This is a genomic window from Enterococcus sp. DIV2371, from assembly GCF_050498525.1.
Taxonomy (GTDB): Bacteria; Bacillota; Bacilli; order Lactobacillales; family Enterococcaceae; genus Enterococcus_B; species Enterococcus_B mangumiae.
In genome coordinates, this window is sequence record NZ_JBIPAJ010000001.1 from 206,198 (window position 1) to 231,049 (window position 24,852).

The 24,852-nt window shown below is 39.2% G+C and carries 22 protein-coding genes; 18 read left to right on the top strand and 4 right to left on the bottom strand.

What is annotated here, in order from left to right:
- Positions 1-14: 14 nt before the first annotated feature.
- The 3 genes from IGL24_RS01005 to IGL24_RS01015 form a co-directional block, all read right to left on the bottom strand.
- Complete coding sequence (locus tag IGL24_RS01005; RefSeq protein WP_206854407.1) at positions 15-1,391, bottom strand: MATE family efflux transporter; 1,377 nt, start codon at positions 1,389-1,391, stop codon at positions 15-17.
- 217 nt (positions 1,392-1,608) lie between these two features.
- The gene (locus IGL24_RS01010) at positions 1,609-1,932 is read right to left on the bottom strand and encodes a DUF960 domain-containing protein (protein WP_206854405.1); all 324 of its coding nucleotides are present in this window, start codon (positions 1,930-1,932) and stop codon (positions 1,609-1,611) included.
- 319 nt (positions 1,933-2,251) lie between these two features.
- Complete coding sequence (locus tag IGL24_RS01015; RefSeq protein ID WP_207699267.1) at positions 2,252-2,860, bottom strand: 50S ribosomal protein L25/general stress protein Ctc; 609 nt, start codon at positions 2,858-2,860, stop codon at positions 2,252-2,254.
- 319 nt (positions 2,861-3,179) lie between these two features.
- Here IGL24_RS01015 and IGL24_RS01020 point away from each other — a divergent pair, with 319 nt between their 5' ends.
- The 10 genes from IGL24_RS01020 to IGL24_RS01065 all read left to right on the top strand — a co-directional run bounded on the left by IGL24_RS01020 (position 3,180) and on the right by IGL24_RS01065 (position 10,233).
- Positions 3,180-3,896, top strand: a complete 717-nt coding sequence (locus IGL24_RS01020; protein WP_207699266.1) for a 16S rRNA pseudouridine(516) synthase — start codon at positions 3,180-3,182, stop codon at positions 3,894-3,896.
- A gap of 84 nt (positions 3,897-3,980) precedes the next feature.
- Complete coding sequence (locus tag IGL24_RS01025) at positions 3,981-4,292, top strand: type II toxin-antitoxin system RelB/DinJ family antitoxin (RefSeq protein ID WP_065096488.1); 312 nt, start codon at positions 3,981-3,983, stop codon at positions 4,290-4,292.
- Positions 4,285-4,602, top strand: a complete 318-nt coding sequence (locus IGL24_RS01030) for a hypothetical protein (RefSeq protein WP_207114884.1) — start codon at positions 4,285-4,287, stop codon at positions 4,600-4,602. Before IGL24_RS01025 ends, IGL24_RS01030 begins: the two co-directional genes overlap by 8 nt.
- A 131-nt stretch (positions 4,603-4,733) precedes the next feature.
- Positions 4,734-5,429: a YjjG family noncanonical pyrimidine nucleotidase gene (locus IGL24_RS01035; protein ID WP_207114885.1), complete on the top strand. Its 696-nt coding sequence runs from the start codon at positions 4,734-4,736 to the stop codon at positions 5,427-5,429.
- An 83-nt stretch (positions 5,430-5,512) separates the two neighbouring features.
- Positions 5,513-6,142 (top strand): uridine kinase, encoded by a 630-nt coding sequence (gene udk / locus IGL24_RS01040; protein WP_010734363.1) that lies wholly within the window; start codon positions 5,513-5,515, stop codon positions 6,140-6,142.
- A gap of 221 nt (positions 6,143-6,363) precedes the next feature.
- Positions 6,364-6,966, top strand: coding sequence for a TVP38/TMEM64 family protein (locus tag IGL24_RS01045; RefSeq protein WP_207114886.1), 603 nt, complete (start codon positions 6,364-6,366; stop codon positions 6,964-6,966).
- A 24-nt stretch (positions 6,967-6,990) separates the two neighbouring features.
- Positions 6,991-7,479 carry a GNAT family N-acetyltransferase gene (locus IGL24_RS01050; protein ID WP_206854768.1) on the top strand — a complete coding sequence of 163 codons (489 nt, stop codon included), beginning with the start codon at positions 6,991-6,993 and terminating at the stop codon, positions 7,477-7,479.
- A 413-nt stretch (positions 7,480-7,892) separates the two neighbouring features.
- Positions 7,893-9,266 carry a hypothetical protein gene (locus IGL24_RS01055; protein WP_207699265.1) on the top strand — a complete coding sequence of 458 codons (1,374 nt, stop codon included), beginning with the start codon at positions 7,893-7,895 and terminating at the stop codon, positions 9,264-9,266.
- Positions 9,247-9,702: a YaiI/YqxD family protein gene (locus IGL24_RS01060; protein ID WP_207699264.1), complete on the top strand. Its 456-nt coding sequence runs from the start codon at positions 9,247-9,249 to the stop codon at positions 9,700-9,702. Before IGL24_RS01055 ends, IGL24_RS01060 begins: the two co-directional genes overlap by 20 nt.
- A gap of 165 nt (positions 9,703-9,867) precedes the next feature.
- A complete protein-coding gene (locus IGL24_RS01065; RefSeq protein WP_206854393.1) occupies positions 9,868-10,233 on the top strand; it encodes a DUF2512 family protein in 366 nt (121 codons plus the stop codon).
- A gap of 153 nt (positions 10,234-10,386) precedes the next feature.
- On the opposite strand, the gene IGL24_RS01070 is transcribed toward IGL24_RS01065, so the two are convergent.
- A complete protein-coding gene (locus IGL24_RS01070; protein WP_207699263.1) occupies positions 10,387-12,132 on the bottom strand; it encodes an ABC1 kinase family protein in 1,746 nt (581 codons plus the stop codon).
- A gap of 178 nt (positions 12,133-12,310) precedes the next feature.
- Between IGL24_RS01070 and IGL24_RS01075 the strand changes: the two genes are divergently transcribed.
- From IGL24_RS01075 to IGL24_RS01110, 8 genes are all read left to right on the top strand, one after another.
- Positions 12,311-13,378, top strand: coding sequence for a D-alanine--D-alanine ligase (locus IGL24_RS01075; RefSeq protein ID WP_207699262.1), 1,068 nt, complete (start codon positions 12,311-12,313; stop codon positions 13,376-13,378).
- Between the two features lie 197 nt (positions 13,379-13,575).
- Positions 13,576-14,928, top strand: a complete 1,353-nt coding sequence (locus tag IGL24_RS01080) for a UDP-N-acetylmuramoyl-tripeptide--D-alanyl-D-alanine ligase (RefSeq protein WP_207699261.1) — start codon at positions 13,576-13,578, stop codon at positions 14,926-14,928.
- A 312-nt stretch (positions 14,929-15,240) separates the two neighbouring features.
- Positions 15,241-16,770, top strand: a complete 1,530-nt coding sequence (cshA, locus tag IGL24_RS01085) for a degradosome RNA helicase CshA (protein ID WP_206854382.1) — start codon at positions 15,241-15,243, stop codon at positions 16,768-16,770.
- A gap of 714 nt (positions 16,771-17,484) precedes the next feature.
- A complete protein-coding gene (gene acpS, locus IGL24_RS01090; RefSeq protein WP_206854380.1) occupies positions 17,485-17,835 on the top strand; it encodes a holo-ACP synthase in 351 nt (116 codons plus the stop codon).
- A gap of 15 nt (positions 17,836-17,850) precedes the next feature.
- Positions 17,851-18,969: an alanine racemase gene (gene alr, locus IGL24_RS01095; protein ID WP_207699260.1), complete on the top strand. Its 1,119-nt coding sequence runs from the start codon at positions 17,851-17,853 to the stop codon at positions 18,967-18,969.
- A 10-nt stretch (positions 18,970-18,979) separates the two neighbouring features.
- Positions 18,980-19,342 carry a type II toxin-antitoxin system PemK/MazF family toxin gene (locus tag IGL24_RS01100; RefSeq protein ID WP_206854376.1) on the top strand — a complete coding sequence of 121 codons (363 nt, stop codon included), beginning with the start codon at positions 18,980-18,982 and terminating at the stop codon, positions 19,340-19,342.
- A gap of 581 nt (positions 19,343-19,923) precedes the next feature.
- The gene (locus tag IGL24_RS01105) at positions 19,924-22,626 is read left to right on the top strand and encodes a YhgE/Pip domain-containing protein (RefSeq protein ID WP_207699259.1); all 2,703 of its coding nucleotides are present in this window, start codon (positions 19,924-19,926) and stop codon (positions 22,624-22,626) included.
- 302 nt (positions 22,627-22,928) lie between these two features.
- Complete coding sequence (locus tag IGL24_RS01110) at positions 22,929-24,752, top strand: APC family permease (RefSeq protein ID WP_206854374.1); 1,824 nt, start codon at positions 22,929-22,931, stop codon at positions 24,750-24,752.
- Positions 24,753-24,852 lie beyond the last annotated feature (100 nt).

The window sequence follows — 24,852 nt, forward strand, 5'->3', positions numbered from 1 at the left end:
ACACTTTTTTGGATTTAATAGCTGATTTCAGCATTTTCAATTGGAAATTGTTGTTGTTCAGCATCTAATTGTTTCAAATGTTTAACCGCACGTACATAAGAGTAAAGCAAGACGGCAACAGAACCAGCCCAAGCAAGTGGTGAAGCAAGAGCAGCTCCTGGGTAGCCCCAAAGTCCAGTAAGAATGATTGCAGCGAACGAACGCATGATCAATTCCATCATACCAGCAATCGTTGGAACTTTGCTTTGTCCAAGACCTTGCAACGTGTAACGCAAGATAAACAAGATTGCTAAGATCCAGTAAAGCGAGCCATTGATATTAAAATAGGTTTGTGCCAAATCAAACACGACGGTTTCAGTTGGGCTAACAAACAAGCTCACTAATGGACGACCAAGGAAAATGACGATTGCACCAGCTAAGAAACTAAAGCCAATGCTCATGACTAATGTTTGACGGACACCTTTTAAGATACGACCATATTGTTTTGCGCCATAGTTTTGCGCAGCAAAAGTCGCCATCGCAATACCGAAGGACATCATTGGTTGAACCGCAAATTGATCGATACGACCAGCAGCAGCTTGGGCAGCAACGACATCTGTACCTAGGCTATTCAGTGCAGATTGTAATACGATTGCACCGATTGCGATGATCGATGATTGAAAAGCCATTGGTAATGCCACATTCAAATGTGTACGGATCTCTTGCATATCAAACGAAAAATCTTTTTTACGTAATTGAAGCATCGGGATTTTTTTCTTGATGTAGACGACACATAATAAACTAGAAGCGACTTGTGCAATCACTGTTGCGATCGCAGCACCTTCTACACCCATACCGAAGTTGATGATAAAGACCAAATCCAAAACAACGTTGATGATCACTGCAACAATCAAAAAGAGTAAAGGTGTTCGGCTGTCACCAAGTGCGCGAATAACATTTGATAACAAATTGAAGCTGACGGCAGCGAAGATTCCCCATAGGATGATCACGATGAATGTTTGTGCTTCATCAATGATATCAGCGGGTGTTTGCATCAACTGGAGCATCGGACGAATAAATACTAAGCTAAGGACAGTTAAAATCACAGTAACGACTACACTAATCATGACACTTGCAGCAAAACTCTTTTTCAAACCACGAAAGTCCTTCGCACCATATCTTTGTGCGGTAATAATAGCTAAACCAGCTGTTAATCCTTGGGCAAAACCAATGATCAAGAAAGTTAATCCACCAGTAGCTCCTACAGCCGCAAGTGAGTTTTTCCCTAAGGTTTGTCCAACAATGATCATGTCAACCATGTTGTAGAATTGCTGGAACACATTGCCTATCAATAAAGGGACAGTAAATAGCAAAATTAGTTTGGCTGGGCTTCCTTTTGTTAAATCGCGCATCTTGTAAACTCCTTATTTCTTTTAAAATTTAGTTAGTAGTATATAGTGTTTATCCTGGGAATACCAATTAGAATATAATGATAAACGAATAGCTAAAATGCTTTATGTTTTCTGAAAATTTTCAGAATAGGTCATCATAAAACAAGCCAAGAAGTGAGTCCGAGATCAAAATCAAAGAGTCAACTACTTGGCTATCGTACAAAACAAAGGGCTTGTTTTAGTATTGTTTAATTTCACTTGGGAGAAGAATCGTTTCTCTTGTCCCATCATCGTAAGCAAATACTTGCGCAGGGTATTGAGGAGAATAAGGGAACGGTAGATCAATCCCCATCTCTACGGTACTGCCCGCTTGAGAAAAATGCAAGGTTACTTTTCCATGATTGTTCATTAAATCAAAAGCTAAAATATTATCTAACGGAATAACACCCTTAAGGTCTAAATCAATAATAAACCAGATACTATCGATCAGTTCATCTGGCAAACTTGATACCACACCTAACGATGCGTATCGATTACGGCTACTATCAAAACTTTCAAACATCGGCTTAGCCTCCTTTGTCTAAAAAACGAAATTACGAGAAGATTTTTTATTAGGATAAACGAGTCATACTTCTTGTAACGTTGGTTCATTCTAATAAACATTTTCATAAAATGCAACAATATTTGCATACTTTTTTTAAAAGTATAAGAAATTTTTAAGAGGGGATTGAAAAAGCTTGTTATATAAGGGTTTTTCACTATATATAATATACAAATAAGGGATGATAAATAGGAATATACCATTCCTGTGAGACGCTTTTTGAAGTGAAATAAAAAACGAAGCTATGACGTTTGCCACAGCTTCGTTTATTAATGGGCGTTTATTCTTCTGTTGAACCGATGACTTCTGGTTCTACTGCTTCGCCAGTTGTTTCTTCTTCTTCCGTTGGTGCAACAACTGCGGCGATTTGTTCTTCTCCGTCAGTAATGATCGTGTAGGCATCATCTTTCGGTAGATCCGCTACAGTGATCGAGTCACCTAATGCTAAATCAGTGATATCTACTTCAATGTTTTCTGGTAATTGATCTGGCGTAGCAGAAACAATCACAGTATATAGGTTTTGAGCCAATACACCACCAGATTTCACACCAGTAGATTCGCCGACAAGGACAACTTCTGTTTCAACTTCTGTTTCTTCTTTCATGTTCACAGATAGGAACTCCACGTGTTCTAGTTGGTTGGTAAATGTGTTTGATTGGATCTTGTGAACAAGTGTGTTGACTTTCTTTCCATCAACATCCATTGTGATCACAGTATTTGCGGCATTCTCACGCAATACTTTACTAAACGTAGCACTATCAAATGAGATTGGTGTGCTTTCCACGTTGTAACCATAAACGATTGCAGGCACTTTTCCTTCGTGACGCAATTTGTTTCTCAATGAACGGGGACGTACTTCTCTTTTACTTACTTCTAATGATACTGACATAACCAAATTCCTCCTTAAAATGTGACTGTCTGCTTTGGTGTCAGACAGATTTTATTTAAGTGAATGTCACATGGTCTCTTGCACATTATCAGGTAGCGCGAAAAAACGCAAAAAGACAGATGCGCGCATCTGCCTTTAAAAAGTCAGGATTCAACTTTTCTCCACCAGGTCATTACGCTGTGTATGAGAAATCCAATTCACTTTACTCTTTAACCGTAACGCGAATCTTTGAGTAAGTCAAGGGAACTACTCAACGTTCCTATTTTGCATGCTGTCCGATTCGGGTTATAATGCTTAGTAGTTAGGAAAGGAAACAACTATGCGGTTAGATAAATTAATAGAAAAAGAATTAGAAACATCACGCAAAGAGATGAAACGACTCTTTGCAATGAAACTCGTTCGTATCGATGGCGAAATAGAGCAGAAACAGAATCGAAACGTCGATAGCTTACTTCATCGCATCGAAGTAGATGGTGTAAGGTTGCACACAAATGAAGTATATTTTATGCTGAATAAACCTAAACGAGCTGTAACAGCAGTGACAGACATTCACAAAACGACCGTTATCGATTTGTTGGCTTCAGCCGATCGCACACAACCTTTGTACCCAGTTGGGCGATTAGATCGAGATACAACAGGTTTATCGTTGATCACTTCCAATGGCCAATTAGGTTATGAAATGTTGTTGCCTGATAAAAAAGTACAGAAAACATATGTAGCAGTTGTCAATGAACAAGTGACAGAAGCTGATCAAATTGCTTTTGAAAAAGGAGTTGTTTTTGATGGTGGTTATCAATGCTTACCTGCACATTTAGAGATCCTTGACGCGCAACATAAAAAAAGTATTGTACGACTGACGATCCAAGAGGGAAAATTCCATCAAGTGAAAAAGATGTTTTTAGCTTGTGGAAAAAAAGTCACTGCATTGCAACGAATCAGCATGGGCCCCTTACAACTAGATCCACATTTAGCTGAAGGATCTTATCGCTCATTGACGTTAGACGAACTAAAAAAATTAAAAAAATATTTTAAATAGTAATAATCGTGAATTGATCGTTCATTCAATGAATTTGTTTTACACTCCTATTAGGAGTAAAATAGGAGTGAGAGGTGATGTTCTATGTCTGAAATCAAAGAAAAAGATAAAACCAACGAAAAAAAGAAAGTCCAAGTGAATATCAATAAGAATCTAGCTACTGACGTCGAAAGCATTTTAGATTCATTAGGAGTAAATCCATCAATCTTAATCACTGCTTTATATAAAAGGGTAGCAGCCAGAGGAGAAATTCCATTTGATTTATCTTTAACAAGTAAAGAGAAAGCTGAACTGCAGTTAATGAGAGTTGCGGAAGAGTCTGTTGAAACTAATCCGCCAGAAAATAGCGGTGACCACGAAGATCTAGTGTCATGGATGAGAGATCTAGATGAATAGTCATGACGTGTTCTTGATCTATATTCCTTTTAACGATGGCAGTGGAGGGAAAACTCGTCCTGCTATTGCTATCCGTCTTCGAAGCAGAGATTCATTCTTGATTCTTCCTATTACAAGTAAATATGAGAATAAATCAAAGGCGATCAAAAAGCGATATTATGAAATAAAAGACTTAGATTCTGCAGGATTAAACAAGAAATCTTGGGTAGATACAGGAAACCGATTTGAATTGAAGAGTAATTTCAATCCCTACAGAGTCATTGGACATTTCTCAGAAGAAGATGTTATTGGACTTTCTAAAATGATTTAGAGTCATTTAATAAGCAAGTGTACAGTCGGCGGTTCTAAGGCACTTGTTTATTTCTTTTATAGATAAACAATCAACAACCTACGAAAATGCAAATAAACTAAACATTAAAATAGAAGAAATAGGAGAATCAGATGAAATATCATACATTATTATTTGACGTAGATGATACGTTATTAGATTTTCAACAAACGGAAGCAGAAGCGTTGCATCAACTGTTTGCTGAACAAGGCATTGAACTGACACCGGAGATCAGAACGAGTTATAAAGCATTGAATCACCATTTATGGCGTGAATTCGAAAAGGGGCAGATGACAAGAGATGAAGTAACTGGAAATCGCTTTGGACTATTGTTCCAACAGTTTGGCAAAACGGTCGATAGCCAAGCAATGGATCAGCGTTATCGTCATTATTTGAATCTCGGCCATCACTGGATTCCTGGTAGCCATGAGTTACTGGAAGCAGTGTCAAATGAAGCGGAGCTTTATATTGTGACGAATGGAGTTTCTCAAACGCAACATCGACGATTGACTGATGCGCGAATGATCCATTACTTCAAAGAAATTTTTGTTTCAGAAGCGATTGGTGCACAAAAACCAATGAAGGCCTTCTTCGATCACGTATTTACAAATATTCCTAAACTGGACAAAGAGCGAACGGTCATTATCGGTGATTCACTGACTTCGGATATCAAAGGTGGAAATGAAGCAGGAATCGATACGATTTGGTTCAATAAAAATCGATTACCTGAAATGCCGGAGATCCAGCCGACACATCGTATCGATTCTTTAGAAGAACTTTATCCACTATTGGAAATCCCACTTCATTAATTTTCAGAAAAATAGTGCATTTTCCTTTTTTTTCGCTATAATAGATTAGAATGAAAAAACGGATATGAAAGAGGTTTTAGTCAATGACAAAAAGCAAGCCAATTATCATTGGTGTGACGGGCGGATCGGGAAGCGGAAAGACAAGCGTCAGCCGAGGGATTTTTAGTCACTTTCCAGACCACTCCATCATGATGCTTGAACAAGATTCTTATTATAAAGATCAAAGTCATTTAAGCTTTGAAGAACGGTTGAATACAAACTACGATCATCCTTTTGCCTTTGATAATGAACTGCTGATCCAGCACGTTGAAAAACTACTGAACTATGAAGCCATTGAAAAACCAGTCTATGATTATGTTGCCCATACAAGAAGTCAAGCAACGATCATTCAAGAACCAAAAGAAGTCATTATTTTGGAAGGTATCTTGATTTTAGAAGACGAACGTTTACGTGATTTGATGGATATCAAGATCTATGTAGATACAGACGATGACATTCGGATCATTCGCCGGATCAAACGTGACATGGAAGAGCGTGGACGTACGTTAGATTCTGTGATCGAGCAATATTTAACAGTCGTTAAGCCGATGTATCATCAATTTATTGAACCAACAAAACGCTATGCTGATATCATCGTGCCAGAAGGTGGCGAAAATCACGTGGCCATCGATTTGATCACGACGAAAGTTGCTAGTTTTTTGAATCACCAGTAAAACGAGCAGTTGAGAGGGCTGTAGCATGAGTGACGGTCTACTAAAACCGAATCAACAGGGTTTCATAAGTAACTACTGAGGGAATAAGCTGTAGAATCTGAGGATATGAGGGATATTTTCGGATTTTATAGCTTATTTCTCGCAGCTAGGCACAGTTACCTCTGCCCGCTAACTGTTCTTTTTATGAAATAAGGAAAAAATGAAAAGTGTAGGAGAAACATATGACTGAGAAAAAAACATGGGTACATAGAGCCATCCAATTCGCACCACTCCTTGGTTTAAGTATATTTTTCATATTGATCATTTATGGGTATCGCCATGGCATCTTCCAATCGGCAGATTCGTTACAACAATTCATGCAACAGTTTGGGAGACATGCGGTCATCTTATTTATCGTCATCCAGATCATTCAAGTCGTTATCCCGATTCTACCGGGAGGGATTTCTTCCGTGGCTGGAATGTTGATGTTTGGCAATGCTTTTGGGTTGCTGTATAGTTGTATTGGCTTGATCATCGGTGAAGCAATTGGTTTTTTGTTCGTGCGTTATTATGGGACGAGTTTTGTCCGTTTCATCTTATCGCCAAAAAAATTCCAGAAATTTGAGCAGTTAGTCGCTGATAAAACGCAAAATATCAAAAAAGTATTGGTCGTCACCTTACTTTTACCTTTCGCGCCAGATGATTTGATTTGTCTTGTCGCAGGGTTGACGAAGCTCTCATTTAAAGAATACATGCAAATCATTATTCTTTTAAAACCTTGGTCTGTCGCTGCTTACAGTATGATCATGTTGTTTTTGTTCCAACAGGCACAAGGGCATTTTTAGTTCATTGATTGGGGGGATAACATGTTGGAGAAAGTCGCAGTGACTGAGAAAGAACTAGATGAACTCGTCGCAGTCATCCATGAAGTATGGCCCGAAGCGTTCACGCCGATCATCGGTCAAAGACAAGTCGCTTATATGTTGGAGACTTATCAATCGAAAGAACAGATCGAAAAGGAATGTGCTGCAGGGGTCAGCTACTTCTTATTGAAATTAGCTGGACGAACCGTTGGCTACACTGCGTATGAAAAGATAGCTTCTTCAATCTATTTGAGTAAGCTCTACATTCTACAAGACGTACGTGGAAAAGGCTTGACATCTGAAGTCTTTCGTTGGTACGAACAACTAGCTAGAGAAACAGAGGCACAAGAGATTTTTTTACGTGTCAATCAAGACAATCGACAAGCAATTGCGGTCTATCAACATCAAGGGTTTGTCATTGAAGAAGAATTGATCTCAGACATCGGTGAAGGATTTCAAATGGTCGATTATAAAATGAAAAAAAGGCTCGCATAAACTGATTGAGTGTGTTAAAGTATACGTTATGCGACGGGTCGAGAAGATCTCTGAATGATAGAGGTCTAATTGATTTTGGCGGCACATGATCTGCGGATCACCTACCGGATGTAGGCGTGCTGGACAAGACTTTTGTGGAGAAGGGCTTGTCTGTCTGATTCTTCAGGCACCAGTGAGGTCTGGGCAGAAATGCTCAACCTCAAAGAAAAAGCAGGGATTCCCCAAGTTTGCTAGTCAAATTTTGAGGAGTTCCTGCTTTTTTGATTTGGAGAGAGAATGGGGAGATGTGGGGTTCTGGCTGCCTTGCTCCTATGGTATAATCAAATTTGTACCCATAGACCTAAGAGAGTGTCTATAGAGATGATGTGTTGACATGGAAAATACCCCATGTTTGATGCGTAAGGAGTTTTTATATGATTGATAAAATCAAGCGATTTGTGCGGAATTTTACACAAACGACGCCTTTTATTTTGAGTAATACGGTCATCTTAGTACCGTATCTTTTATTTTTAAGCTTGAGTGACGGGAATCAATGGTTGTCGATTTTACCGTTTACTTTATTTTATACATTTCGGATGACAGGATTGTTTTTAGTGAATAGCATCCGCTTTGGTCTAGATAGTTATACCTTGTTGATGATTTCATTATTGACAGGTGGGGCAGGTTCGTTGATCGGGATTTTTGGTGTCCTCTATTTCCCACTGTATTATTTATCGAGTGTGCTTTTAGGGCTTAGTGCGGCATGGTTGGTACCAACAAATATGACGGTGAATTACCATGAAAAACAACAGGGATTCACGAACATGTCAGCAAACAAATTCCCTTTTGCGATCCTTTTATTGCTTGTTTTGTTTCGATCGATCGAGCTACCTGGCTCGACACAAGTCGTGATGACATTAGCGCTTTATACATTGTTTTATATTATGGCGTATCATACGGTCAGTCATTATCCACGCTATGAATTAGATTTTAAAGAGCTAAAGTCAAATGTGGTAGTTACAAAGGAACTTCTTTTATTTATTGGCTTTTTTGTATTGTTGTTTCTTTTGAGAAATGCTCGTTTGTTGATTGATCCTGCACTATTTGATGTGGCAATCTATGGGTTTATGCTGCTGTTTCTCTTTGCGGCGTTCTATCTAGGGAGAGCAAGGAAGCGGTGGAAACTACCTACTTGGTTGAATAGCTTTACTTTTTTGAATGGTATGTTAGGTAATTTTCTCTTTTTATTTGGCACACTTTATATCGGTCGTGTACATGGCTTTGATTATCTAGGTGTGTATATGTATTTGCCTTATATTGCAGGGATGGTATTAGCCAAAATCATTGGAAAACAGCTCATCGGGATTCCAACGATCGATCCTGTACTCGTTCAACTGGCGGGTTTGTTCAGTTCATTGCTGATTCTGTTGCTTCCGCAAATCGGCTTTGTGGTCGGTTTATTCTTACTAAGCTTCTGGCACGCGGTAGTAGGCAGTTGGTTGAATCGTACGTATTATGAGATCGATACGTCAATACCGATGGATAATCGTGTGATCACGAAGTTTACGACACAAAATAAAGGAAGTGTGACCCATCAATTCTTGTTGATGTCACTGATGCTAATGATGGCCCAATGGCTGGATAAACCTGTGAGTGTATTGCTCCAGCTGACTGGCAGACTTAGCGTACCAAAAACGATGATCCAATTGTTAGTCTACGTAAAATGGATCAATGTCGGTGTATTGCTCGTAGGAGTAATAGCTGTTTATCTTTTGTGGAGGAAAGAACATGCGAAAAATATTCATTGATGGTGATGGCTCTCCAGTGAAAAATGATGTGATTGAAATCGCCGCATTATTTCAACTAGAAGTAATGATCGTCACAAGTGTGGATCACTATACAAATAAAGAGTATCCGGATCATGTGCAGTTTGTCTACGTCGATAAAGGAGCAGACAGTGCCGATTATAAAATTGTCGGACTGATCAAAAAAGGCGATTTTTTGGTTACTCAAGACTATGGCTTAGCTTCACTGGTCTTACCTAAAGGTGTTCGAGTGTTTCATCAATCAGGGAAAGAGTTTGATACAACGAACATTGACGGGCTACTAGAGCAACGGTATCAAAGCAGTAAGTTGAGAAAAGCTGGTATCCGCACAAAAGGACCGAAACCTTTTACTAACGAAGACCATCAACGGTTCAAAGAAGCGTTGATCCGAGCGCTTGAAGAAATAGGAATAGAGTAATTGTCAGTGAACATTGTTTCTAATTAAATAGAAGCAGTGTTCACTTTTTTTATTACTAGATGAAGTGCGATATCTTTGATTGATTCTATAACAAGGGATATAATTATGAAGATTATTTAATTATATAATCATATGTTTTTAACCAAAAAGAAAGGAGTGCAGAAAATGAAACATGTAAAGGCGTTGGTGGTAAAAGCAATCATGATCTGGGCGATTCTATGGATCGTACTAACAGGACTTTATGGTGTTAGCTTTATGGATTCAACGATTGTCGGAGTGATCATTGTTGTAATGATCTATGTATTAGGTGATCTGCTGATTTTGAGAAAAGTAGGAAATATCGCAGCTACAATTGCAGATGCTGGTTCAGCTGCAGTCATTCTATGGTTATATCTTTATTTCATGAACGATATGGCGGATATTTGGATGAAAGTGTTAGTGCCTGCGTTATTGATCGGAATTGCTGAATGGTTCTTCCATAAGTGGTTGTTATCGCAAAGAATCGTACCTGATGAACGAAAGATGAAATAAAAACGTGAATGAGAAGATATTAAAAGTTTGAAAATAAATATTGGAATAAGGGATATCGACTAAAACAGGAATGGTCTCGTTACCCTTTACTCTAAACAGCAAAAAGTGAGCGACAACATCCGAAAATATGGAATTATTTTCAGATGTCGTCGCTTATTTTCGCCTTTTTTTATAATACTTGATCAGCGTATCGATCGCTAAAAAGAGGATGACTACCGCTGCGATCGTATAGGTGAATATACCTAGCAGTGTAATAAAATTGATTTGGTCGTCTGGTGCAGCTTGGACGAGAAGCGAAGAACCGACGATCAATGCAGCGAGTATCACACCGAAGACTAAGCGGTTCACCATACTTTCGATCCGGCTCATCAGTTGATCTTGTTTCTTTAACTCCAAGTTGATTTTACCTTGTCCAGAACGCCAAGTTTCAAGGAGATGGTGCACTTGTTGCGGGATTTTTGGGACAGTCTTGACGCCTTCTAAGAAGTCCAAGCCGGCTTGTTTCAATGTATCTTCAACGGATAAATGTGCTAAGAAATACCGTTGTGCAAAAGGTGTAGCCACTTCCATCAAAGAAACTTCTGGATCAAGGACACGGATCACGCCTTCTAAGGTACTGAAAGCTTTGAGTAATAACGTGATATCACGATCGATTTGTAAGTTGTTTTGATGACAGATGGCTACGATTTGTGAAAAGACTTCTTGTAAGTCTATTTCTTCGATCGGCAGGTCCAGATATTGTGTCAAAAAGTTAGCAAGTTGTTGATGAAACTCACTTTCATCAAATGGTCCTTCTTGTTGGCATAAGTTGACGACGGCTTTTTCGATTCGGTAAATATCTCGCGTATAAATGGCAAGAACGACTTCCATTAGTTTTTGTCGTAGTGAGCCGGAAAGACTACCCATCATCCCGAAATCAATATAACTGATCGTATATGGTTGCAACGGTTCAGTGACAGTGGAACTGGTTTTGAGCGAAAGAGTACCTAACTGTTTTTGGTGTTCTTTCGTCGTTGTTGCGACATTGTCTGAAAGCGCCTCTGAAGGTAGAGGATGGAATAACAAATTGCCGGGATGTGGGTCGGCATGAAAAAAGCCATCATCAAAGATTTGCTTCATAAAATGCTCGATCAATCGTTTGGCGACTTGCTGTTTCAGTTGTGTATTAGAAAGTGGCGCGATGAGGGGTGTGTCCGTTTCTTCTAGGTTCATCAATTGGTTGAAATTCTTTCCAGCCATCTCTTCCATCACAATGACTTTTTTTGTGCAGAGAGATTCATAGATCTTAGGAGATCGAACTTCATACCAATGATTGTTTAGTTGATAGAAACGTGCGCCATTTTGACTTTCTTTGTAGAAATCTAATTCGTTGGTCAACGAACGTTTGACTTCTTGCAAGACACCTTTCAAATCGATCACGCTTGTCTCAGGAATATATTTGATCAAAGGGATCGCCCGTTCAAATAACTGCAAGTCCATCATGATTTCTTCCGCAATATTCGGATGTTGGACTTTTACGACGACGGCATCGCCATTTTTTAGGATGGCACGATGCGCTTGCCCCATTGAAGCAGAAGCAAAAGGTGTTTTATTAAAACCATCAAAAATCGTATCTAAGGGTGTGTCTAATTCCTGTTCGATTGTTTTTTTTGTCGTGACAAAAGGGTCGCTTGGCACGTTGTCTTGCAATGTTTTAAATGTCTTAGTAAACTCAGCAGAGAGTAAATCATCACGTACAGAAAGCATTTGCCCGATTTTGATAAAAGTTGATCCAAGCTCTTCGAATGCTTTTTTGACTTGTTTAGGATTTTTTTGCTGGATCAGATTAGGCAGGACATTTTCTTTGATGAATACTTGAATGATCTCTGTTAAGCGGCTTCGAGAAGTAGTTTTAGTCATCATCATGCCTCCTTTTCCTTATCATAACTGTTAGGGAAAAAAGCGACAACTATTCCGCTGTTTCTCGGATAAAATGACAAGTACCTCACCTTTTTTCAAATAAGCTGTTTGCATCTTTTGTTTTTGTGCTAAAATATGAAGTAAAAATGAATGATATCGAATACAGGAGGAAAATCTTTTGAAGATTACTTTATTATATGGTGGACGCAGTGCGGAACACGAAGTTTCGATTCTTTCAGCGTTCTCCGTTTTAAATGCTATTTATTATGCTTATTATCAAGTACAGCTCGTATTTATTAGTAAAGACGGACAGTGGGTCAAAGGCCCCTTATTAACTGAAAAACCCGCAAGTGAAGAGGAGTTGCACTTGACATGGGATCCTAGTGGGAAAATGACAGAAGGATTTACCGGAACCGTCATCAATCCAGGAGAAATCAAAGAAGAAGGCGCCATCGTTTTCCCAGTTCTTCATGGACCAAATGGCGAAGACGGAACGATCCAAGGTTTCTTAGAAACTTTGAATATGCCTTATGTCGGTGCGGGGGTGTTGACGAGTGCTTGTGCCATGGATAAGATCATGACAAAATATATTTTACAAGCAGCCGGTGTGCCGCAAGTACCGTATGTTCCAGTCTTGAAGAACCAATGGAAAGAAAATCCTAAAAAAGTGTTTGACCAATGTGAGGGCTCATTGCTTTACCCAATGTTCGTCAAACCAGCTAATATGGGATCAAGTGTTGGAATCACTAAAGCTGAAACTCGAGAAGAATTGCAGAATGCTTTAGCAACAGCTTACCAATACGATTCACGTGCCATCGTTGAACAAGGAATCGAAGCGCGCGAGATCGAAGTCGCTGTGTTAGGAAATGAAGATGTCCGCACGACGTTACCTGGTGAAGTAGTGAAAGACGTGGCTTTTTACGATTACGACGCAAAATACATTAATAATCGAATCGAGATGCAGATTCCAGCTGAGGTACCAGAAGAAGTCCACCAAAAAGCACAAGAGTACGCAAAATTAGCTTACACGATGTTAGGCGGAAGTGGCTTGAGCCGATGCGATTTCTTCTTAACGAATAAAAATGAGTTATTCCTTAATGAATTGAATTCAATGCCTGGATTTACAGCGTTCAGCATGTACCCATTATTATGGGAAAATATGGGCTTGCAATACGGGGACTTGATTGAAGAATTGATTCAATTAGGCTTGAACCGTTACAATCAAAGACAAAGTTTCTTTGAATAGTTTAAACGTAATCAACACAAGCATGAACGAAATGAAGTAGTGTGTCTATCAAAACAAAGGTTGTGAATGATCATCGGGTACTGATTGAAAGCGAAAGATTTTTACTGTTCGACGCTATCGGTATGGGCGATCTTCACAACTTTTTTTGTTTCGATGCATATACGTCTGCTTATCTAAATCGAAAGGATAGAGAATCGATGAACATTACAATACAAGAAGCTGCCCAAGCAGTTGGAAGTCATCATGACTCAAGTCAATTGATCACAGGAGTAGAATTTGATAGTCGAAAAATCACAGAAGGGAATCTATTTGTTCCTTTAGCCGGTGCAAGAGATGGCCATGAGTTTATTGAACAAGCAATTGCAAATGGAGCAGTCGCAACGTTTTGGAGTTGGGAAGTCGAGAAGGCACCTGAAGGCATTGCAATCATATCAGTCTCTGATCCTTTAAAAGCGATGCAAGAGCTGGCGCAATATTACTTGAAAAAAGTTGGCGCAGACGTTGTGGCTGTGACCGGCAGTAATGGTAAGACAACTACAAAGGATCTAACTGCTTCTGTTTTGGCACAAGGCTATAAAACCTATAAGACACAAGGAAATTACAATAATAATATCGGCATGCCTTATACAATCTTGCACATGCCACAAGATACTGAAAAGATCGTCTTAGAAATGGGGATGGATCATGCCAATGAAATTACTGAACTTTCTTTGTTGGCACAACCTAAAGTCGCAGCAATCACGATGATTGGTGAAGCTCATATTGAAAATCTAGGCTCACGTGAAGGGATTGCTCAAGCGAAAATGGAGATTGCTGATGGTTTATTGCCAGACGGTTTATTGCTCGTACCGAATAATGAACCATTGTTAGAGCCGCTTCTAGCACCGTTGACACAGAAAATCAAAACATTTGGGATTGAAGAAGGCGACATCTCTGCACAAGAAATCACAGAAGAAAAGCAACAGACAACGTTTATCGTTGAAGGCGAATCATTCACGATTCCATTACCTGGCAGCTATAATGTGACGAATGCACTGATTGCCTATGCGATCGGACAGTTTTTTGAGTTGTCTCTGCCAGCAATCCGTCGAGGACTGGCAACTGTCTCAGTGACACAAAACCGAACAGAATGGTTAACAGCTGGAAATGGCGCTGCTATTTTAAGTGATGTCTACAATGCGAACCCAACGGCAATGGGGTTAGTCCTAGACACTGTTGCAAACATTCCAGCCACAGGAAGAAAACTTGCTGTCTTAGCAGATATGTTGGAGCTAGGCGCAGAATCATCACGCATGCATGCATCAATGAGTGAACATATTTCTTCAGATGTGTTCTCAATGATCTTTTTGTATGGAAAAGAGATGCAAGCACTAAAAGATGTGTTGGCGCAAAAATATCCTGACTTGCCGGTTTACCACACAGAAGAAAACAAAGAACAATTGATTGCAGAAATCGTTGCAGAAATCCAACCGGACGACACCATCGTATTGAAAGGCAGCAATAGTATGGGCTTGATTGAAGTCGTTGAACGACTACAAGAAATGAAATAAAAACTGTAAACTTGCAGAAAACAATAAATTATGCTAGAATAACCTATTGCCGAAAGATGAAGAGAAATTGGACTGGCTTGAAGATGAATGTGAAGCCAGATGTCATAACAATGATAAAGCTGAACGCGACCCGTTTGGCTTTTCTAATGCCTAAACTTCGCAAAGTGATTTTTCGGTGGTGCCACAGGGGCTAAGAATGGATGGGAAACGTGCGTGGCCACTGTCAAAAGAAACAGACACTTTGACCGAACAAGAGACGGGGTAGCAATTTATCGCTACATCCTCAGTTAACAACCATATAGGAGGATTCATTTGAAATTTAAAGAACTAGAATTATCACCAGAATTATTAAAATCAGTAGAGCGTGCAGGATTTGAAGAAGCGACACCGATCCAATCAGAAACGATTCCACTTGCCTTAGAAGGTAAAGATGTGATTGGACAAGCACAAACAGGAACAGGTAAAACTGCTGCATTTGGCTTACCGATGTTAGAAAAAATCGATGCAAGTCGTCAAGAATTACAAGGATTAGTTATTGCTCCAACACGTGAATTAGCGATCCAAACACAAGAAGAACTTTATCGTCTAGGACGTGACAAACGTGTCCGTGTCCAAGCAGTTTATGGTGGTGCTGATATTGGTCGCCAAATCCGTGGATTGAAAGACCGCCCACATATCGTTGTTGGTACACCAGGTCGTATGTTAGACCATATCAACCGTCACACATTGAAACTTGGAACTGTTGAAACATTAGTTTTAGATGAAGCAGATGAAATGCTTAATATGGGCTTCTTAGAAGATATCGAAAGTATCATCTCTAAAGTGCCAGAACAACGTCAAACACTATTGTTCTCAGCAACAATGCCACCAGCAATCAAAAATATCGGTGTGAAATTCATGAAAGATCCAACACACGTGAAAATCAAAACCAAAGAAATGACTGCTGACTTGATCGATCAGTACTACGTTCGTGCAAAAGAATACGAAAAATTTGATATCATGACTCGCTTATTAGATGTACAAACACCAGAGTTAACAATTGTCTTTGGTCGTACAAAACGTCGTGTGGATGAATTAGCACGTGGGCTAGAAGCTCGCGGTTATCGTGCAGAAGGTATCCATGGCGACCTTTCCCAACAAAAACGTATGAGCGTGTTACGTTCATTCAAGAGTGGTCATTTAGATATTTTAGTTGCTACAGACGTAGCCGCACGTGGTTTAGATATCTCAGGAGTGACTCACGTTTATAACTACGATATCCCTCAAGACCCAGAAAGCTATGTTCACCGTATCGGTCGTACTGGCCGTGCAGGTAAAGGCGGTATGTCAGTAACTTTCGTTACACCAAACGAAATGGGTTACTTACACGTCATCGAAAACTTAACGAAAAAACGTATGACGACATTACGTCCACCGACTGAAAAAGAAGCATTCAAAGGACAACTAGGCGCTGCCGTTGAACAAATCGAAGAAAAACTTGAAGAGAATGGCTTAGATAAATATCTGCAAACTGCGGATAAATTATTGGAAGAATACTCTGCACAAGATTTAGTCGCTTTATTATTAAAGACAACAGCCAAAGATCCATCAGATGCGACACCAGTAAAAATCACACCAGAACGTCCATTACCAATGCAGAAAAAAGGCTACAACAAAAATGGTAAACGTGGTGGAGGTGGCGGAAACAACCGCAATCGCCGTGACAATGGCAACTACCGAGGCAACAAAAATTCAAAAGGCAGCGGTAGCTACAGCAAAAACCACAACAAGCAAAAAGATAACGGTGGTAAACGCTCAAATGATAAAAAACGTGGTTTCGTGATCCGCACGAACAACGACTAATCCGCTTATAAAGTAGTTGTTCCGTAAAGGATACAACCTGAACTAGCCCGTAAGATCCCAAAATAGCTTGCCTAATTTTTGGTTCTTATGGGCTTTTTTTACATATCGTTTGTGCGGGATGAGAGAATGACAAAAAACGAATAGCTCACTTTTTTAGTGCATAAAGAAATATAAGATAAAGAGAAAAAGTCTATGTACAGCAAGGGATACAAGATAGTTTTATATGGGATTTTGTTCCATTTTTCGATTTATAGATAGTTTTTTAATAACTTTAGCGAAAATGTTATTTAAAAAAATAAAACAATTGATTTTTTAAGAGAATCGTATCGAATTGTTGTTTTTTTTGTTTATTAAGTAAAAATAATTTCTTTTTTTATACGTGATTCATGGTAAATTAGAATAAATGCCAATAAATCGATTATAGAAATGGCTGAAGGCAGAAAATATTTGTATATCAGCTATTTTTCTAATCGTCCTTTTCTTTTTTTTGAAAAATGTTCGTAAAAAAATGGCTGAAGGTACTGGCGCTTATTTTTTTAAGACAGCGATTTTTTTGTGTCGATTCTCAATGAGTTTTTATGAAAGGAATTGCAGAAGTTGGTTTCGTATAAGAAACAACTTTCATTTTTGTTATTTCTAGACTTATTGGTGGTAAATTGTCTAAAATTTGGTAGAATTAGAGTGTTCTAAAATTTTTTGAAAAGAGAATCGTGTATGATAAAAGGGATTGGAATTGACGCAGTTGAACTGTCGAGGATTGCTACGATCATCAAAGAAAAGCAAAACTTTATTGATCGCGTACTGACACCAAGTGAAATCGAAGTGTTTCGTTTGCTGCCGTTTCATCGTCAGGTTGAATTTTTAGGCGGTCGTTATGCATGTAAAGAAGCTTTTTCAAAGGCTTGGGGAACAGGGATCGGTAAAGTTACCTTTCAAGAGATCGAAATTTTAAAAAATGAATCAGGACAACCAATTGTCACGAAATCTCCACATGAAGGAGCAGTCTGGGTCAGCATTACACATACAGATGAGTTAGCTTTTGCACAGATTATTTTAGAAGACTAGAAAGAAGGAAGAACAATGGTCATTGCTTGGCATCGTCCGACAAAAGCAATTATACATAAACAGGCAATTACAGAAAATGTAGCAAATGAAGTTGCACGCTTAAATGGGAAAGAATTGTTTGCTGTCGTAAAAGCAGATGGTTACGGTCATGGCGCAGTCGAAACAGCAGAAGCTGCGGAAAAAGGTGGAGCTACTGGTTTTTGCGTAGCTACTTTAGATGAGGGGATCGAGCTGAGAGAGGCAGGGTTCACACAACCTATTCTTGTATTGAATATGATTCCGATCGATGCGTTGACACTTGCAGTCATCCACGATCTATCCATTACTGTAGGAACCAAAGAATGGTTGCAAGCTGCAAATACTTATATGACAGAAAGACATCTAGAATATTTGTTGAAATTGCATTTGAAAGTCGATACCGGAATGGGGAGAATTGGCTTTCTCAACGTTGCAGAAGTCAATGAAGCAGTCGAAATGGTCCAAGATAGCCCAGTTTTAGAATGGGAAGGGATCTATACTCATTTTTCTACAGCAGATCAAGCAGATACAACTTATTGGGAAAAACAAAATCAAAAATTTGTTGAAATAATCGAAAGTCTACCCACTTTACCACGATATGTCCATAGCAGTAATAGTGCCACTGCATTATGGCATGAACAAGCGACGGGCAATATGATACGATATGGGGTAGCAATGTATGGATTGAATCCATCCGGTCATGCATTAGAGGAAGTCTATCCATTACAACCAGCACTTGAACTTGTTTCTGAATTGATCCAAGTGAAAGAACTGCCAGCTGGAGAAGGCGTAGGGTATGGAAAAACCTATACAACTTCAGATTCAGAATGGATCGGGACTGTTCCGATCGGCTATGCAGATGGTTGGTTACGAAAAATGCAAGGCTTCTCATTATTAGTGGAAGGCGTCTATTGTGAAATTATTGGACGAGTATGTATGGATCAATTGATGATCCGTCTACCTCATCAACTGCCAGTAGGAACGAAAGTCACGTTGATCGGAAAAAATCAACAGGCTGAAATTACGATGCAAGATGTAGCAGATCAATTGGGTACGATCCATTACGAAGTCGCGTGTGTGCTAGGTCCCCGTATACCTAGAGAATATCAAGAGTGAGGAGAGGCGTATGGTAAAAAGAGGAGATATTTATTTTGCTGATCTTTCTCCGGTGGTAGGATCAGAACAAGGTGGGACAAGACCAGTCTTAGTGATTCAGAACAACTTAGGGAATCATTTCAGTCCAACGGTCATCGTGGCAGCAATCACTGCGAAAATGGCGAAACCTAAATTGCCCACACATATAGGGATCAAAGCGACCGGAACCGGAATTGAAAGAGACTCAGTCATTTTACTTGAACAAATCAGAACGATCGATAAATCCAGATTAAAAGAAAAGGTCTGTCATTTAGAACGATCGATCATGTTAGACGTGGATCGTGCATTGAAAATCAGTATTGGAATCGAAGCACTTGTCCCAGTTTCAAAATAAAAGACAAAAACAGCACGTTCATACATATAAAATAGCACCGTGTGTTTAGTCAATCATGAGATTATGACTGAGGTATTACTTTTGGAACACCATTTATCCTGCTTTAGAGGGCATAAGACAGCGAATGTCATAATCCTTAGAAAAACAAACAAGAGGAACTTCAACGGCAAAGATCATCTTAGCGATTTATGCTGGCTGTTGTGCCTCTTTTTGCGTGCGTGATTCTTTTTGACAAATTATCATTTTCAAAGAATGATTTCGCCTTTTAAATAACTACAGTTATCTATAAAGGGGAAGAATCTATGTTTATAGGTAACCAATTTAGACAAAAAAATTGGAAACTATGGTAAGCTTTTTATAACAATTAAGTTTGCTCACGTATAGGCAAAAAATTTTATACAAGGACGACGAAACTTGATAATCAATAAGGGGAGTTTAAGTATTTATTAAGCGAGAGATAACAATATTCGGACAGTTTGATTTAACTGTCAAAAAATTAGTTACCAAGCTGAAAATAGGATTGAAAATCGTATGGTTTTCATGATAAAGTGATGCAGCTGGAACAAAAAAAGGTGATGAATATGAAATCAATAAAAAATACAATAAACTTATATGTACTTGATTGGAAACGAATTTTTAAAAATCCTGTTGCGACGCTTTTGATCATCGCAATCATGATTATTCCTTCCTTGTATGCTTGGTTCAATATCAAAGCATTATGGGACCCATATGGAAATACTGGAGAACTGCCGATTGCGGTATATAGTGCAGATAAACCTGCTGAATTTCAAGGAGAAGAAGTCGCTATCGGAAAAGAAGTACTGAAGTCGCTTCACGAAAATAAAGATCTGGGTTGGCAATTCGTTGACTCGAAGAAAGAATTGGAAGACGGCGTGCGCTCGGGAGAATATTATGCTGGTATCTATTTGCCAGAGAATTTTTCGGAGGACTTACTAAGCTTCACGAGTGGGGATATCCAAAAACCAAAAATCGAATATACAGTCAATCAAAAAATCAATGCGATTGCGCCAAAAATCACTGATAAAGGGGCAACGACGATCCAGTCACAAATCTCAAGTGAATTTATTAAGACAGCGAGTGAAACGCTACTAAAAGTATTCAATGAGATTGGCTATGACATTGACTCTAACCTCGTAAGTATCAATAAAGTAAAATCAATGATTTTATCGACAGATGAAAACTTGGATACGATCAATGGTTATACGCAACAAGTACTTGATCTACAAAAACAGTTACCTGATATTAAAAATAAGCTAGAGAAGGCAGATGAATTTGTCGCATATTTACCACAGGTGGATGAAATGGGACAAAAAGTCGTTGAGTTGAACGATAAAATGCCGGAATTAAAAGAACAAGCGAAATTGATCCTTGATTTGCAAGAAAAAATCCCAGAGATCCAAAATGCGGGACGACAAATCGCTGAAATCGATAATGATTTTGCATCAATCGAAGAAACGATGAATCAAGGAATCGAGGAAGCAAAACAAGGATTGACCATCATCCAACAAGTCCAAGACATCTTACCTGATGTGAAGAACTTAGAATCGCAAGCGCAGAATCTAGCGACTGATACGAAATCGGGTGCAGAACAACTCAAAGAAGCAGTCCCAGGAATCACGACAAGCGTGAAGACAACGTTAGATTCGATTGGGCAAGTAGCAACGACGACTAGTTCATTAGCGCAAACGATCGAAAATGCTGTGGGCGATGGACTAACAGATGAAGAAAAAGCAAATATCAATAACTTGTTAACTAATTTTATCAATGGTATTACAGCACAACTACAAGCAACGGATAAGTTGATTTCATTTTTGGAAGATCTACAAGCGAACGCTGGAAATACAAAATTACAACCACTTATTGATACGTTGAAGAGTGTAAAACCAGCATTAACTGATTTACAAAATCTTTTAACGCAATTAAACGAAGCTGTTCAGGCGGAGGATACTTCTAAAATTACTAGCCTGTTAGAAGAAGTGCAAAAAGCAGCTACTTCTGTTAACGGCTTGATCAATAGTATCAATGTTGATGAAGTCAGCACAACCGTTCAATCGATCTTGACGCAAGTGATCGATACGATCAGTACCGCGCAAGGGGCATTGAGTAAAGCGGATCAAATCGACTTTGATTCTCTATTAAGCTCGACGAAAGAGACAGTGACTAATGCGGTAGCGATATTAGAGAAATATCAACAAGAAATGCCTGCGATCGGTCAAGAGATCCATGATGCGAATACCATGTTAAATGACAATATGGAAACGATCGTGAATGGCATCAATAAAGGAGCCGACCTATACAATAATGACTTACCTGTATTACAAGAAAAACTTGGTTTAGCTGCTGATTTTATCCAGAATGATTGGCCAACGATCAAAAATGAGATCAATAGTACGATGACCACAGTCAACGATAAAATGCCGGAAGTTGAAACAGCAGTGAATGCAGCCGCAGACTTGATCACGAATGATTGGCCGAACATCAAAGTTGGCATTCAAAAAGCAGCTGATGCGATCCGTAAAGGGGAAGAAGAAGTCGATCTTGGGGAAGTCATCAAGCTCTTGAAATTAGATGCGACAAAAGAGAGTGATTTCTTTACGATGCCTGTAGAATTGCAGACAAATTCATTGTATCCAATCCCGAATAACGGATCTGCAAGTACACCGTTCTATACTGCTTTATGTTTGTGGGTAGGCGCGGTCTTGCTCTCAAGTGTTGCTACGACGGATTATTATTTAGATAAAAAAGCACGCAAAAACTATACAAAACGTGAACAGTTCGGCGCGCGCATGTTGACTTTCTTGACTATGGCAATTGCCCAAAGCTTGATCGTTACTTTAGGGAATATGTTCTTACTTGGTGTGTACGTCGTCAACCCAGTCTATAGCGTACTGTTTGCGGTGTTGATCGCTTTGTCATTTATGATGATCGTATACGTGTTAGCAGCACTGTTTGATAATGTCGGAAAAGGGATAGCGATCATCATACTTGTCCTATCGATCTCTGGTGGTGGCGGAAACTATCCAATCCAAGTGTCAGGAAAATTCTTCCAAATGATCAATCCATTCTTACCATTTACTCATGCAGTCAATCTATTGCGTGAATCGGCTGGTGGGATCTATTGGCCAAATGCGACACATGCGATTTTGATTTTAGTGGGCATCTTTATCGTGGTAGGGATCGTTGGAACAGCATCCTATCCATTTGTCAGTGAAAAAATGAAGAAATTCAAAGAAGCTGCGCATGAAAGTCGGATTTTCCATTAGAAAAAACTGCAACACTAAATTAGTTACGCATAAAGATTTTTATGGCTTGATTTAAAGCAAAGACGGGTTTAGGATAACGTTATTTTCCTAAGCTCGTCTTTCCTCTATACAAGAGCCAACAAGTGATTGATTGATGGGAAACGATTGAAAAATGAATTAAAAAAAATTGGTTATTTTCTATCGATATTTTTTCCGAATTTTGTTGACATTTAAAGGTCAAGGGCGTACTATAACATCTTGTTTACTATAAAAAAAGACACCTGTAATTCAAAGGGGAAAAGGTGTGTAAAGGAGCATAGAAATTGGATTACTTAAAAAGGTTGTTAGTAGGTAAGCCATTGAAATCGGCCGAAAACGATGACCATAAATTAACAAGGTTTGCCGCGTTAGCATTATTATCTTCTGATGCGTTGTCATCAATTGCATACGGAACAGAACAAATCGTTGTGGTACTCGTTGCGTTATCTGCTGCTGCGATCTGGTATTCATTGCCGATTGCTGCGTTTGTCATTATTCTATTGATTTCATTAACACTTTCTTATCGGCAGATCATTCACGCTTATCCACACGGTGGTGGGGCTTACGTTGTTAGTAGTGAGAACCTCGGTAAAAATGCGGGGTTGATTTCAGGCGGGTCCTTATTGATCGATTATATGCTGACTGTTGCGGTTTCCGTGTCAGCCGGTGCAGAGGCGATTACTTCGGCTATTCCTGCTCTATATGGGCATCAAGTAGCGATTTCGGTGACTATCGTCCTCTTGTTGATGATGTTGAACTTACGTGGACTGAGAGAATCAGCTTCATTCTTGCTGTTTCCAGTCTATACATTTATTCTCGTCATCTCCTTATTGATCGTTGTTGGTTTATTCAATATCGTGACTGGTGCTGTACCGTTACAAGCGACAGCTCTTCCAGGCGCAGTTGTTCCTGGAGTATCGGTAGCCTTGATTTTACGAGCATTTTCTTCTGGTTCTTCTTCATTGACTGGCGTAGAAGCAATCAGTAATGCAGTGCCGTTCTTCAAGAAGCCACGTGCGAAAAATGCAGCAATGACTTTGACGATGATGGCATTGATCTTAGGCTTCTTTTTTGTAGGGATCACGTTTATCAACTATTGGTATGGGATCGTTCCTGAAAAAGAAGTGACTGTTCTTTCTCAAATCGGTCAAGCTGTGTTTGGGCATGGAATCTTGTATTATATCTTGCAATTTGCGACAGCCTTGATTTTGGCGGTTGCAGCAAATACAGGTTTCTCTGCTTTTCCAGTTTTAGCGTATAATCTAGCAAAAGATAAATTTATGCCTCATATGTACCAAGATCGTGGAGACCGTTTAGGCTATTCGAACGGGATCATCACCCTTGCGTTAGGTTCTATCGTGCTCTTGTTTATTTTTAATGGTTCTACGGAACGATTGATTCCATTGTATTCGATCGGTGTCTTTATTCCTTTTGCGTTATCGCAAACAGGAATGGTCATCAAATGGAAGAAAGAGGGCAAAAAGTGGTTGACGAAATCCATTGCGAATATTACTGGAGCATTCATCTCTTATGCTATCATCGCAATTTTATTTGTTTACCGCTTAGGAGATATTTGGCCATTCTTCATCATCATGCCGATCGTCATGTTCGTGTTCTATAAAATCCATGATCATTACCAAAAAGTAGCGGAACAGCTCCGTTTAGAAGATGAAGTGAATTTGCATGAATATGAAGGGAATACAGTCTTGGTGCTTGTAGGAAATGTTACACGTGTAAATACGGGGGCATTGAATTATGCACGTTCAATCGGTGATTATGTCGTTGCCATGCACGTATCGTTAGATGAGGATATCGAAAAGGAAAAAGAAATCCAAGCAGAATTCAAAAAGCATTTTCCAGACGTTCGTCTTTCAATCGTCCATTCGTCTTATCGTTCGATCCAAAACCCGATTTTGCGCTATGTTGATCTAGTCAGCAAAAATGCGGCGAAACAAAATTACACGACGACAGTGTTGATTCCACAATTTGTACCAAATCGCAGATGGCAGAACATCTTGCATAATCAGACGAGTCTAAGATTACGTTTACGTCTTTCTTGGCGTGAGAATATCGTTGTAAGTACGTATAGTTATCATCTGAAAAAATAAGCACATGTGATATAGAGACAATTCTTTGACCTTAGAACAGTATTTTGGTGTTCTAAGGTCTTTTATGGTTATGTGATATTGGAGTGGGGGTTCAATTTAA